The following is a 12,575-nucleotide window of genomic DNA, read 5'->3' on the forward strand; positions in this document are numbered from 1 at the left end:
CGCGGCTGCTCAGATCGAGAGCTCGGGCTTGATCCGGGACGTGGTCCAGTAGCGGCGCCGGTGTGCCGCCAGTGACGTCAGCGCGAGCGCCCCGACCAGCCAGGCGATCAGCACTACGACGTCGTGCCAGGCCAGGCCGGAGAGGCCGCCGTACATCAGCTGGCGCAGCCCGTCGACGGCGTAGGACATCGGCAGCGCGTGGTGCAGCCCGTGCAGCGGGGTCGGGATCGTCTGCCACGGGAACGTGCCACCGGCGGTCACCAGCTGCAGCACCATGAGCGCGAGGCCCAGGAACTGGCCGGCCGGACCCAGCCACGCGTTGAGCGCGTGCACGACCGCGATGAACGTGGCCGACACCAGCATCATGAACAGCAGCGTCGGGACCACGTGCGCCGGGCGGATCCCGACGGCGGCCACCACGACCAGCAGGGCGAGGGACATCTGCACCAGCCCGACCAGCACGGGCGGGTACCAGCCGCCGAGGGCCACCCGCAGCGGCGACTGGTTCGCCGCGATCGCTCGGTTGGACAGCGGGCGGACCAGCAGGAACAGCACGTACCCGCCGATCCAGGCGCTCAGCGCCAGGAAGAACGGCGCCAGCCCGGCGCCGTAGGAGCCCGCCTTGGCCTGCGCGTCGTCGGTGACCGTCACCGGCACCGCCAGCGTGCTCGCCGTCTGGTCGATCGTCTCGTCGTCGAGCTCGGGGATCCGCTTCACGCCGTCCTCGAGGCCGGCCGCGAGCTCGTTCGCGCCCCGGTCGAGGCGGGCGATGCCCCGGCGCAGATCATCGGCCCCGCTCGCGAGGTCACCCGCGCCGGCGTGGGCCTTGGCGATGCCGTCGGTGAGCGCGGGTGTGGCGTCGGCCAGCTGGTCGGCGCCCGCCGCCACCTCGTCGGCGCCCGCCGCGAGCCGGTCGAGCTTGCCCGAGGCCGCGTGGATCCGGCCGGAGACGTCCTTGACCGGCTGGCCGAGGTCGTCGTAGACCGCCAGGATCGCCTGCTTCTGATCGGCGTCGAGCCCCTGGTCGGCCATCAGCCGCACCAGGTCGCCGCGACCCTGGTGGTAGGCGTCGACGACGTCCGTGGCGCCCCGGGCCGCCTCGCGCCCGTACCGCGCGACCTCGGCGTCCCCCGCGGCCACCCGAGCCGCGCCGTCGGCCAGCTCCCGGGTCTGCTGGGGCAGCGGGGCCGTCTTCTCCTGCAGGGTCCCGAGGCCGTCGTCGAGCTGCTGCGACCCGTTGCGCAGCTCGCGGGCGCCGGCGCGCGCCTCGCCGAGGCCGTCGGCCAGCCTCGTCGCACCGTCGGCCGCGTCGACGAGCTGGGCGCGGATCGTGCCCAGGCTCTGCAGGAACGACGTCGCCGCCTTCTCGGTGACCTCGCTGGCCACCGCGGCCCGGATCTTCGTCGTCACGGTGTCGGCGATCGTGGTGGCGAGGTAGGAGTTGGCGTCGTTGGTCGTCATCACCAGCCGCGCCTGCTTCGCGTCGAACGAGGCCGGACTGGTGAGTGCCTCGGAGAAGCCGGCAGGGATGGTGAGGGCGAAGTCGTAGGTCCCGTCCTCGACGCCGGCGACGGCGGTCGCGCGGTCGACCTCCTCCCAGTCGAAGGCGTCGGCGTCGAGCAGCCGGTCGGCGACGTCACGGCCGAAGTCGACGTCCTTGCCGTCGAAGGTCGAGCCGGTGTCCTCGACGACGAGCGCGGCGGGGACCCGCTCCAGGCCGCCGTAGGGATCGTGGTTGGCGTAGAGGTAGAGCCCGGCGTACAGGGTGGGGATCAGCACCAGCGCGAGCACGGCCAGACGGGGCAGCCGGCCGGCGGTGATCCGGCGCAGCTCACCGAGGGCGATGCGGAACGATGTCATGCCGCACCCCCGATCTCACCGACCGCCACCCCGACCAGGTGGCGCGAGGTCTCCCCGACGGTGACGAGGACGGCGAGGCCCTCGGCGGCCAGCTCCGCGGCGACCGGCTGCCACTGCGCCGGGGTGACGCCCCAGCGGTCGGGGAGGGTCAGCACCAGCACCCGGACCCCGGGCCGCAGCGCGGCCGACCGCAGGAGCAGCTCGGTACGACGCTCGACCGGCGTGTCCTCCGTGCGCACCTCGAGCGCGAGATCGGGCGCCCACTCCCGCACCGCCGCGCGCCGCGACGGGCGCCCGGCCATCGCCAGCTCCTCGCCGAGGACGGTGCCGAACGGCACTTTCTCGTCGGGCTCACTCACGCCGGGGACGTCGACCAGCGCGACGGCGACCCGGCGGTCACGGTCGGCCGTCGAGCCGTCGAGCCTGACCTCGCCGGCGTCGGGCCGGAAGCGCCCGGCCAGCACGAGCGCGAGCGTGGTGTGCGCCGGGCCGGGCTCGCCCACGAGCACCCGCACCTCACCGGCGTCGAGCTCGAGGTCCGTCGGGGGCAGGAGCGGCCGAGGGTGGCCGCCGACGTGGATGCCGGCGGCCACGAGGAGCGAGCGTGTCATGACCGCACGGTAGAGCCCCACCAGTCGAGTGCGCGGCTCACCGCCAGTCGAAGTACTCCCGGTAGATCCGGCCCGCAGGCACGCCGGCGGCCCGGAAGTCGGCGTCGAGGGCGCGGAGCAGCGGGTCCGGACCGCACATGTAGACCGAGGCCGCGGCCGGGTCGGCGCCCGAGGTCTCCAGCACGTAGGCGGCGCTGATGCGCCGACCCTGGCTCGAGGCCACGAGGTCGAACTCCACCTCGGGGTGGTCGGCGACCAGGGTCGCGATCTCCTCCGCGTACGGCGCCTCGTCGCGGACCGCGTGGAAGAGGTCGACCCGGCCGGCCGGGGGATGGGTGTCGAGCGAGCGCAACCAGCTGAGGAACGGGGTGATGCCCACCCCGCCGGCGATCCACAGCTGGTGCCCCGTCCCATGGGCGTGCGTGAACCGGCCGTGCGGTCCGCTCAGGACGGCCGGCATGCCGACCTTCACCGTCTGCTGCAGCGATGTCGTGTAGTCGCCGAGCGCCTTCACGGTGACGCGGACCTCGTCCTCGTTCGGACTGCTGGCGAGCGTGAAGGGGTGCCGGTGCCACCCGTCCTTGGCCTCCAGGTGGAGCATCGCGAACTGCCCGGGCTCGTACTCCAGCGGACGGCCGAGCGGCCTCAGCACGATCTCCACCATGCCGTCGCCCATCTCACGGACGTCGCTGACCTGGTAGTCACGCAGGCCGTGCCCGCGGCGGGCGAGGAGCTCCCGGTAGAGGTAGAAGCCGATCCCGACGAGGCTGATGCCGACGTACGACCAGCGCAGCACGGCCGAGTCGCCGAACATGGTCGCGTCGACGAGCCCGTGGGCAGCAGCGACCGCGAGGAACACCCCGGTGAGCCGGTGCACCTGCCGCCAGATCTCGTAGTCGGAGAGGAGCCGCGAGACCAGGCGGGCCGGGGCGGTCTCGTGCAGCGCCGTGATCAGCCGGCGACCCGGGGCCGGCACGATCGAGCGCCACCGCGGCAGGATCGCCCAGACCGCGAGGGTCACCAGGCCCACGGTGCCGACGATCCCCGCCGTCCCGGCCCAGGACGGTCCCCCGTCGCCGTGCGACATCAGGATGTGGGGCACCAGGAGCAGCAGCCCGGTGATCGCCACCCGCCGGTGCCAGATCGCGGCCTTGTCGATGCCGTCGAAGTAGGTGTCGACCCAGGGCAGCGTGGTGATCAGCACCATGCCGAGGGACATCAGCAGGACGGCGTCCGCGCCCGCCAGCTGACCCACGTACGACCCGGTGGCCTCGCCGGCCGGCCGGGCGACCACCCACAGCGCGGTGTAGGCGACGACGAGGACGACGAGGGCGACCGGGCCGGTCCGGCCGACCCACCTCCGAGACCGCAGCGACATGCTCCGAGGCTAGGACGCCGCTGCGCGCCGCCGCTGGAGAACCGGCCGAGTGCGAGGAGGGCCTAGGACCTCAGCGGATCGGTGCGCCCGAGATGGACCGGGCGATCACCAGCCGCTGGATCTCCGAGGTGCCCTCGAAGACGGTGTAGATCTTGGCGTCGCGCGCCATCCGCTCGACGGGGTACTCGCGGGTGAAGCCGTTGCCGCCGAGGATCTGCATGGCCTGCCCGGTCACCTTGACCGCCGTCTCGCCGGCGAACAGCTTCGACATCGAGCCCTCGGCGTTGTCGAACGCCTTGCCCTGCCGGCCCATCCACGACGCGTGCCACACGAGCAGCCGCGCGGCCTCGATCGAGGTCGCCATGTCGGCGAGCTGGAAGGCGATGCCCTGGTTCTCGATGATCGCCTTGCCGAACTGCTCGCGGGTCTTCGCGTAGTCGAGCGCGACCTCGTACGCCGCCCGCGCGATGCCGACGGCCTGGGCGCCGACCGTGGGCCGCGTGCGCTCGAAGGTCGCCATCGAGGCGTTGCCCCGGGCCGTGCCGCCCTCGCGGGCGCGGGCCAGCCGGGCGTCGAGCTTCTCCTTGCCGCCGAGCAGGCAGCGGCCCGGTACCCGGACCTGGTCGAGCACGACCTCGGCCGTGTGCGAGGCGCGGATGCCGTGCTTGTGGAACTTCTGCCCCTGGCTGAGCCCCTTGGTGCCGGGCGGCACCACGAACGACGCCTGGCCGCGCGTGCGCAGCTCGGGGTCGACCACCGCGGTCACGACGTGCACGTCGGCCAGGCCGCCGTTGGTGGCCCAGGTCTTGGTCCCGTTGAGGACCCACTCGTCGGTGGCCTCGTCGTACACCGCGCGGGTGCGCATCGAGCCGACGTCGGAGCCGGCGTCGGGCTCGGAGGAGCAGAACGCGCCGAGCCTGAGGTCGCCCGGCGTGCCGTACATGGCGGGCACCCACTCCGCGACCTGCTCGTCGGTGCCGTTGGCGCGCACACCGGCGGCGGCCAGCGAGCTGCCCATGATCGCCAGGCCGATCCCCGCGTCACCCCAGAAGAGCTCCTCCATCGTGATCGGGAACCCGAGCCCGGTCTCGTCCAGCGCCTGGGCCACGAGGAAGTCCACGGAGTAGAGCCCGATCTTGGCGGCCTCCTCCACCACCGGCCACGGGAACTCCTCGCGCTCGTCCCACTCGGCGGCCGCCGGACGCACGACCTCGGCGGCGAACTGGTGGATCCAGTCGCGCAGCTCGAGGTGGTCCTGGCTGAGCTCGAACGACGTCGTCATGGCTGTGAGGCTACCGGGAGGCTACCGGCGGGTGGGAACACGTTCTACTCTGCGGGGGTGGCCACGACCACCCCCGTCCGCGAGCTGCCCCGGGCGCCGCGAGGACTGCCCCTGATCGGGCGCAGCCTGGAGTACGCCCGCGACCCGATGGCCCTGTTCCGCAAGCAGTGGGACACCTACGGACCGGTGTCCCCGGTGGGCATGGTGGGCAAGGACCCCTGGGTCATGCTGCTGGGCCCGGACGCCTGCGAGGAGGCTCTGCGCAACGCGGACAAGGCCTTCGCCAACGGCCCCGCCTGGACCTACCTGGTCGGACCGTTCTTCGGGCGGGGGCTGATGTTCCTCGACTTCGAGGAGCATCACCTGCACCGCCGGATCATGCAGCAGGCGTTCACCCGTGACCGGCTGGAGAGCTACACCGCCGCGATGCACCCGGCGATCACGTCGGGCCTCGCGGGCTGGGACCCGAAGCCGGGGTTCGAGGCCTACTGGGCGCTCAAGCAGCTCACCCTCGACATCGCGACCAACACCTTCATGGGCGGCGCCGAGCACACCTCGCCGGCCGAGATGGAGCAGGTGAACCGCTCCTTCATCGCCTGCGTGCAGGCGGCCGCGGCGATCGTGCGCCACGACGTCCCGTTCACGCGGTGGCACCGCGGCATGGTCGGGCGCCGGCACCTCGAGGAGTTCCTGCGCGGATACCTGCCCTCGCGCCGCGCGGAGGAGCGCGACGACCTCTTCTCGGTGCTCTGCCACATCGAGTCCGAGGACGGCGATCGCTTCAGCGACGACGACGTCGTCAACCACATGGTGTTCTTGATGATGGCCGCCCACGACACCTCGACGATCACGCTGTCGTCGATGATGCAGTTCCTGGGTCAGCACCCCGCGTGGCAGCAGCGCTGCCGCGCCGAGGTCGAGGCCCTCGCCGCCGGCCTCGACCGCGACCCCGACCTCGCCGAGCTCGAGTCCCTCACCTCGATCGACCTGGTGATGAAGGAGTCGCTGCGGCTGCGGGCGCCCGTCCCGGTCGTGCTGCGCAAGACGGTCAAGGACACCGTCGTGCTCGGCACCCGCATCCCGGCCGGCACCTATGCGACCGTCGGCCTGCAGTTCAGTCACCTGATGCCCGAGCTGTGGACCGACCCGGAGACGTTCGACCCGGAGCGGTTCGCACCGGAGCGCCGGGAGGACCGTGGGCACCGCTACGCGTGGGCGCCGTTCGGCGGCGGCGTGCACAAGTGCCTCGGGATGTACTTCGCCGGCGCCGAGGTCACCGCGCTGATGTACCACCTGCTCCTCGACTTCGAGTGGACGGTCGACCCGGCGTACGTCGCGCCCATGAACAACCACTCGCTGCCGTTCCCCAAGGACGGCCAGCCGGTGCAGCTGCGCCGCCGCTAGCGTCCGGGACGTCGCTCAGGCGTGGGCCGGGACCTCCGGATCCAGCCGACCCTCGACGCCGGGGTCGCCGAGGTCGGCGTGGTAGTCCTGCGGATGCGTCTGGTCGACGCCCTCGTCGACCTTCAGCGCCCGCAGCACCACCGTCGCGACGACGGCGACGACCAGGTTGAGCCCGAAGGCGAGTAGCGCGATGTAGACCTTGGTCTGCGTTCCCGGGAAGAACACCAGGGGGCCCCCGAAGTGCTTCTGGGTGGGCGACGCGACGCCGTACGCCAGCCAGGTGCCCCACGCCATGCCGGCCGCCCAGCCGGCCAGCAGCGCCCAGCGGTGCAGCCACCGGGTGTAGAGGCCCACGACGATGGCGGGCAGGGTCTGCAGGATCCACACACCGCCGAGCAGCTGCAGGTTGATCGCAAGGTTCTTCGACAGCGCGAGCACGAAGACCAGCGCGCCGAGCTTCACCAGCAGCGAGACCAGCTTGCTCTGCTGGGCCTCCTGCGCGTGCGTGGCGTCTCGGTTGATGAACGCCTTGTACACGTTGCGGGTCCACAGGTTCGCCGCGGCGATCGACATGATCGCCGCGGGCACCAGCGCGCCGATCACGATCGCAGCGAAGGCGACGCCGGCGAACCAGGGGCTGAACTGGTCCTCGAAGAGCTGAGGGAGCGACTGCTGCGGGTTCTCGACCTTCACCCCCGCCGCGATCGCGACGAAGCCGAGCAGGGCGAGCAGGCCCAGCAGGACGGAGTACGCCGGCAGCAGCGCGGCGTTGCGCCGGATCACCGAACGGCTGCGGGTGGACAGGACGCCGGTGACGCTGTGCGGGTACATGAACAGCGCCAGGGCCGAGCCCAGCGCGAGCGAGGCGTAGGCCCACTGCGCGGCGGGCGGTGGGATGGTGCCCTTGGGGGCTGCCGCACCGGCCGCGATCGCGTCGGCGTTGTCGGCGTTGAACGACGAGAACGAGTCGTCGACGACCGAGAAGACGTGGCTCCAGCCTCCCACCTGGTGGGGGATGTAGAAGATCGCAACCAGGATGACGACGTAGATCAGCGTGTCCTTGACGAACGCGATCAGGGCGGGCGCCCGCATGCCGCTGGAGTAGGTGTAGGCCGCGAGGACGCCGAACGCGATGAAGAGCGGGATGTCGTTGACGAACCAGTTGTCGCTCGACGTCCCGATGCCCATCACCTGCAGCACCACCTGCATGCCGACCAGCTGCAGCGCGATGTAGGGCATCGTGGCGAGGATGCCGGTCAGCGCCACCGCCAGCGCGAGCGGCCTGCTGTCGTAGCGGCCCTGCACGAAGTCGGCGGGGGTCACGTAGCCGTGGCGGTGCGACACCGACCAGAGCCGGGGCAGGAACACGAAGACGAGCGGGTAGGCGACGATCGAGTAGGGGATCGCGAAGAACCCGATCACGCTGCCGGCGTACAGGGCCGCGGGCACCGCGATGAACGTGTACGCCGTGTAGAGGTCGCCGCCGATGAGGAACCAGGCGATGAAGGTGCCGAAGCCGCGGCCGCCCAGGCCCCACTCGTCGAGGTTGTCCAGGCTGGCCGCCCGCCGCCAGCGCGCCGCGGCGAAGCCCAGCACGGTCACCAGCAGGAACAGGAAGACGAAGACGCCCAGCGCGACGCCGTCCACGTGGTCGAGCACGGCTCAGTCCTCCTCGCCCGGCCGGGGCGGGAGTCCGTGGCGGACCCGGTCGTCACGCTCGGCGCGCTGGGACAGCAGGTACGCCGGCACGGTCAGGCCGACCGCGACGAAGATCAGGAGCAGCTGGAACCAGTAGAAGAACGGCAGCCCCGCGAGGGTCGGGTCCTCCCGGTCGAACAGCGACACCCACAGCGGCAGCACGACCGCCGGCGCCAGCAGGGCGCCGACCAGCACCCAGCGGCCGCGCGAGCTCATGACCGACCACCCGAGACGAGTGACCCACCTGTCATGACCCCGTTGTCTACAACATCGAGGTGCCGACCGTCCGGACTTTCGCCACGCCGGTGGTTGAGGTGCGAGCAGCGCAGCGACGAGCCTCGAGACCCCTCACGCGTGCGCGGTGACCTCGGGGCTGAGCTCCTCCTCGACACCCGGGTCGCCGCTGTCGGCGTGGTAGTCCTGCGGTCGGGTCTGGTCGACGCCCTCCGCGACCCCGGTCGCCCGCAGCGCCAGCGTCGCGACGACAGCCACGACCAGGTTGAGCCCGAAGGCCAGCAGCGCGATGTAGACCTTGGTCTCGGTGCCCGGGAACGCGACGAGCGGCCCGCCGAAGTGCTGCTGCGTCGGCGACGCGACGCCGTACGCCAGCCAGGTGCCCCACGCCATCCCGGCGGCCCAGCCGGCCAGCAGCGCCCAGCGGTGCAGCCACCGGGTGTAGAGCCCGACGACGATGGCCGGCATCGTCTGCAGGATCCACACGCCGCCGAGCAGCTGCAGGTTGATCGCGAAGTCCTTCGACAGCGCCAGCACGAAGACCAGCGCCCCGAACTTCACCAGCAGCGACACCAGCTTGCTCTGGGTCGCCTCCTGGGCGTGGGTGGCGTCGCGGTTGATGAACGCCTTGTAGACGTTGCGGGTCCACAGGTTGGCAGCCGCGATCGACATGATCGCCGCCGGCACCAGCGCCCCGATCACGATCGCCGCGAAGGCGACGCCGGCGAACCACGGGCTGAACTGGTCCTCGAAGAGCTGCGGCACCGACTGCTGCGGGTTCTCGACCTTCACCCCCGCCGCGATCGCGACGAACCCGAGCAGTGCGAGGAGACCGAGGAGGAACGAGTACGCCGGCAGCAGCGCCGCATTGCGCCGGATCACCGAGCGACTGCGGGTCGACAGCACGCCGGTGATGCTGTGGGGGTACATGAACAGCGCCAGGGCCGAGCCGAGGGCGAGCGAGCCGTACGCCCACTGCGCTGCCGGGGGTGGCATGGTGCCCTTCGGCTGCGCCGCCCCGCTGGCGATCGCGTCGGCGTTGTCGGCGTTGAAGGAGTCGAACGAGTCGCCGACCGTGGAGAAGATGTGCCCCCACCCTCCGATCTGGTGGGGGATGTAGAAGACGGCCACCAGGATGACGACGTAGATCAGCGCGTCCTTGACGAACGCGATCAGGGCGGGCGCCCGCAGGCCGCTGGAGTAGGTGTAGGCGGCGAGCACCGCGAAGGCGATGAACAGCGGCAGGTCCTGGACGAACCAGCTGCCGGTGGACGTGCCGATGCCCATCACCTGCAGCACCACCTGCATGCCGACCAGCTGCAGCGCGATGTAGGGCATCGTGGCGAGGATGCCGGTGAGGGCGATCGCGAGCGCGAGCGGCCTGCTGTCGTAGCGGCCCTGCACGAAGTCGGCGGGGGTCACGTAGCCGTGCCGGTGCGACACCGACCAGAGCCGGGGCAGGAACACGAAGATCAACGGGTAGACGACGATCGTGTAGGGCACGGCGAAGAACCCGACGACGCTGCCGGCGTACAGGGTCGCCGGCACCGCGATGAAGGTGTACGCCGTGTAGATGTCGCCGCCGATGAGGAACCAGGCGATGAAGGTGCCGAAGCCGCGGCCACCCAGGCCCCACTCGTCGAGGTTGTCCAGGCTCGCGGCCCGGCGCCACCGGGCGGCGGCGAAGCCGAGCACGGTCACTAGCAGGAACAGGAAGACGAAGACGCCGAGGACGACGCCGTTCACGTGGTCGAGCACCGGGTCACCGCCGTTCCTGGTCGCGCGGACCGCCGGGCTCCGCGGGGAGCCCGTGGCGGACCCGGTCCAGGCGCTCGGCCCGCTGGGAGAGCAGGAAGGCGGGCCAGGTCAGCGCGACCGAGACGACGATCAGCAGGAACTGGAACCAGTAGAAGAACGGGAACCCGAGCAGGGTCGGGTCCTCCCGGTTGTAGTAGGACACCCAGAGCGGCAGCAGCACCGCGGGCGCGAGCAGGACCCCGACCAGGGTCCAGAGCCGTCGTGCGGACATGACGAGACCTCCCGAGAAGCGATCTGCGCGCTCGTACCCACTGGGGCGCACAATGACGCGCATGACCGCCGATCTCTCCCGGTACGACGACTGGCTCGCGCTGCTGCGCCAGGTGGCCGCCGACGATCCCGACCTGCTGGTGGTCTGGGTCGGCGGCTCGGCCGCGACCGGGGGGTGGGACGAGTGGTCCGACCTCGACGTCGAGTTGCTCTGCACCCCGGGCACGACGTCGCAGGTGCACGACCGCGTCGTCGGCGCGGCGCGCGAGCGGCTCGACGTCGACCACGTGTGGCAGCTGCCCCTGGCCACCTGGCCCGACGGCCGGCAGAGCTTCGTCAACCACCAGCGCCGTCCGGGCGCCCTGGCCGAGCCGACCCGGGCGGTCGACCTGCACTTCGCCGACCTCTCCGACGCGCACCGGGTGGTCGACGTCCGCCGCCACGGCAGGCCGGTCGTGCTGCACGACCCCGACGGCCAGGTCGCCCTGCGGCCCGACGACCAGGCCACGATCGACGCCGCGTGCGCGCAGGCCGTCGACCAGGCGCGCCAGCGGCGCGCGACGGCCGAGTGGCTGGTGAACCGGGCCGTCGCCCGCGGTCAGCTCCCGGAGGCGACCGATCTCTACCTGCGCTTCGGTCTGGGCACCGTGGTGCGGCTGCTGCGGGTGCGCCACTGCCCGTGGCGCCACGACTTCGGCCTGCGCTACCTGCACACCGACCTGCCGCCTGCCGAGGCCGCGCGGGTCGACACCCTGCTCCCCGGTGCCGCACCGCTCGGGGAGCTGTCCCCCGCCTGCTTCGCCTGGATGGACGAGCTGCTGGCGTCGTACGACGACTGAGCCCGCCCCACGTCGTGGGGCGGGCTCAGGTCAGACGGAGCGCGGGGCGGAGGTCAGGGCCGGACCTGCTTGCCGGTGACGCTGCGGATGCACAGCGCGCCGTGCCAGACGCGGTTGTCACCGGGGCCGTTCCACCAGTAGCGGAAGGCGCGCTGCTTGGGCCGCGGGTCCTGGCCGAGGTACCAGGCGTGGTACGGGTCCTGGATCCAGAACGCACCGACCATCGCCTTGTAGTCCTGGTACCTGTTGCCGTTCGGGTTGTCGTCGCAGTTGAGGCGACGCTCCTGCATGCCGCTGCCGCTGAGGTACTGGTCGTCGCCGTTGAACCCCGGCCGGAACGCCCACAGCAGGTTGTGGGCGTGCGGACCACTGCCGTTGGCGGAGGTCTTCACCTGCAGGCAGCGCAGGTAGAGATCCACGTCGACGTTGTCGTCGTCGACCAGGAAGGCCCACTGCCAGCCGCGGTAGTTGTTCGTGGTCCAGCTGCGGTAGAGGTGCACCACGTGGTCGTCGTCGGGGGCGCCGGCGTTGCTGAACCGGAAGCCCGGGGCGACGGCCAGCGTGCCCGAGGGGCAGGTGAAGCTGTGGAAGACGCCCGCGTGGTCACCGGCGAGCCAGCCCGTGTTGGTGCTGTCGTCGTGCCGGGCGGAGATCACCGTGTTGTGGACATGTCCGTTGGTCTGCTTGACGGTGCCGTCGATGCAGGTGACGAAGAGCTTGATCTGGGCGTCACCGTCGGCGTGGTTCTGGGCCCGGAAGTGCCACTCGGTGCGGTCGCTGTCGTCGCCGTACGACGCGGTGAAGACCACGTCCCGCTCGTCACCGACCGTGTCCGGTGGGTTCGCCTGGTCGACGTGGTCGACGCGCCACATGCCGTCGAGGGCGATGTCACCCGGTTGGCAGTAGACGTGCTCGTGCAGGTAGTTGTCGGGGAACTCACCCGACAGGTCGACGTGCTTCTCGACCTTGTACATGTACACGTTGTGCGGCTTGCCGGGCGCGGCAGAGGCCGGACTGGCCAGTGCCGCGACGATCGCGAGCGGTGCCGCCAGGGCGAGGGCCGCAGCGGCGACGAGGAAGGACCGGGAACGACTTCGAGCCGCCATGACGACGATCTCCTTGGGTGGCAGGTGCAGGGTGGAGCACGCGTCGTCCCGAGATCGCTCCGGTCCGGCCCCCCCAGCCCGGTGTCTCGTCAGGTTAGGTGCGTCACACCCCCCGCGCACCTGGTCCGTACCAGT

The 12,575-nt window shown here is 71.5% G+C and carries 11 protein-coding genes; 2 read left to right on the forward strand and 9 right to left on the reverse strand.

Annotated elements, in window-relative coordinates:
* Nucleotides 1–9: 9 nt before the first annotated feature.
* From ACILRH_RS00990 to ACILRH_RS01005, 4 genes are all read right to left on the reverse strand, one after another.
* Nucleotides 10–1,860, reverse strand: coding sequence for a YhgE/Pip family protein (locus ACILRH_RS00990; protein ID WP_395690266.1), 1,851 nt, complete (start codon nucleotides 1,858–1,860; stop codon nucleotides 10–12).
* A complete protein-coding gene (locus ACILRH_RS00995; protein ID WP_395690267.1) occupies nucleotides 1,857–2,471 on the reverse strand; it encodes an ATP-binding cassette domain-containing protein in 615 nt (204 codons plus the stop codon). The genes ACILRH_RS00990 and ACILRH_RS00995 overlap by 4 nt, the downstream gene beginning before the upstream one ends.
* 37 nt (nucleotides 2,472–2,508) lie before the next feature.
* Nucleotides 2,509–3,849: a hypothetical protein gene (locus ACILRH_RS01000; protein ID WP_395690268.1), complete on the reverse strand. Its 1,341-nt coding sequence runs from the start codon at nucleotides 3,847–3,849 to the stop codon at nucleotides 2,509–2,511.
* Nucleotides 3,850–3,919: 70 nt separating this feature from the next.
* Nucleotides 3,920–5,131 (reverse strand): acyl-CoA dehydrogenase family protein, encoded by a 1,212-nt coding sequence (locus ACILRH_RS01005; RefSeq protein ID WP_395690269.1) that lies wholly within the window; start codon nucleotides 5,129–5,131, stop codon nucleotides 3,920–3,922.
* A 57-nt stretch (nucleotides 5,132–5,188) separates the two neighbouring features.
* Here ACILRH_RS01005 and ACILRH_RS01010 point away from each other — a divergent pair, with 57 nt between their 5' ends.
* Nucleotides 5,189–6,535, forward strand: coding sequence for a cytochrome P450 (locus tag ACILRH_RS01010; protein WP_395690270.1), 1,347 nt, complete (start codon nucleotides 5,189–5,191; stop codon nucleotides 6,533–6,535).
* 15 nt (nucleotides 6,536–6,550) lie between these two features.
* On the opposite strand, the gene mctP (ACILRH_RS01015) is transcribed toward ACILRH_RS01010, so the two are convergent.
* The 4 genes from mctP (ACILRH_RS01015) to ACILRH_RS01030 form a co-directional block, all read right to left on the reverse strand.
* On the reverse strand, nucleotides 6,551–8,194 hold the full coding sequence (gene mctP / locus ACILRH_RS01015; protein WP_395690271.1) for a monocarboxylate uptake permease MctP: 1,644 nt from the start codon (nucleotides 8,192–8,194) through the stop codon (nucleotides 6,551–6,553).
* A 3-nt stretch (nucleotides 8,195–8,197) separates the two neighbouring features.
* Nucleotides 8,198–8,449 (reverse strand): DUF3311 domain-containing protein, encoded by a 252-nt coding sequence (locus ACILRH_RS01020; protein WP_395690272.1) that lies wholly within the window; start codon nucleotides 8,447–8,449, stop codon nucleotides 8,198–8,200.
* 132 nt (nucleotides 8,450–8,581) lie between these two features.
* Nucleotides 8,582–10,225: a monocarboxylate uptake permease MctP gene (mctP, locus tag ACILRH_RS01025; protein WP_395690273.1), complete on the reverse strand. Its 1,644-nt coding sequence runs from the start codon at nucleotides 10,223–10,225 to the stop codon at nucleotides 8,582–8,584.
* Between the two features lie 4 nt (nucleotides 10,226–10,229).
* On the reverse strand, nucleotides 10,230–10,496 hold the full coding sequence (locus ACILRH_RS01030) for a DUF3311 domain-containing protein (RefSeq protein WP_395690274.1): 267 nt from the start codon (nucleotides 10,494–10,496) through the stop codon (nucleotides 10,230–10,232).
* Between the two features lie 61 nt (nucleotides 10,497–10,557).
* On the opposite strand from ACILRH_RS01030, the gene ACILRH_RS01035 reads away from it, so the two are divergent.
* Nucleotides 10,558–11,334 carry a hypothetical protein gene (locus tag ACILRH_RS01035; RefSeq protein WP_395690275.1) on the forward strand — a complete coding sequence of 259 codons (777 nt, stop codon included), beginning with the start codon at nucleotides 10,558–10,560 and terminating at the stop codon, nucleotides 11,332–11,334.
* A 53-nt stretch (nucleotides 11,335–11,387) separates the two neighbouring features.
* Here the strand turns inward: ACILRH_RS01035 and ACILRH_RS01040 are convergent, their stop codons facing one another.
* The gene (locus ACILRH_RS01040; protein ID WP_395690276.1) at nucleotides 11,388–12,440 is read right to left on the reverse strand and encodes a hypothetical protein; all 1,053 of its coding nucleotides are present in this window, start codon (nucleotides 12,438–12,440) and stop codon (nucleotides 11,388–11,390) included.
* Nucleotides 12,441–12,575 lie beyond the last annotated feature (135 nt).

The sequence above is a fragment of the Nocardioides sp. genome, assembly GCF_044226765.1.
Taxonomy (GTDB): domain Bacteria; phylum Actinomycetota; class Actinomycetes; order Propionibacteriales; family Nocardioidaceae; genus Nocardioides.

Excerpts from the sequence above, each read along its gene's own strand:
- ACILRH_RS01030 (WP_395690274.1), bottom strand. The coding sequence starts at position 10,496 with ATGTCCGCACGACGGCTCTGGACCCTGGTCGGGGTCCTGCTCGCGCCC.
- ACILRH_RS01040 (WP_395690276.1), bottom strand. The coding sequence starts at position 12,440 with ATGGCGGCTCGAAGTCGTTCCCGGTCCTTCCTCGTCGCCGCTGCGGCC.
- ACILRH_RS01020 (WP_395690272.1), bottom strand. The coding sequence starts at position 8,449 with ATGAGCTCGCGCGGCCGCTGGGTGCTGGTCGGCGCCCTGCTGGCGCCG.
- ACILRH_RS01005 (WP_395690269.1), bottom strand. The coding sequence starts at position 5,131 with ATGACGACGTCGTTCGAGCTCAGCCAGGACCACCTCGAGCTGCGCGAC.
- ACILRH_RS00990 (WP_395690266.1), bottom strand. The coding sequence starts at position 1,860 with ATGACATCGTTCCGCATCGCCCTCGGTGAGCTGCGCCGGATCACCGCC.
- ACILRH_RS01000 (WP_395690268.1), bottom strand. The coding sequence starts at position 3,849 with ATGTCGCTGCGGTCTCGGAGGTGGGTCGGCCGGACCGGCCCGGTCGCC.
- ACILRH_RS01035 (WP_395690275.1), top strand. The coding sequence starts at position 10,558 with ATGACCGCCGATCTCTCCCGGTACGACGACTGGCTCGCGCTGCTGCGC.
- ACILRH_RS00995 (WP_395690267.1), bottom strand. The coding sequence starts at position 2,471 with ATGACACGCTCGCTCCTCGTGGCCGCCGGCATCCACGTCGGCGGCCAC.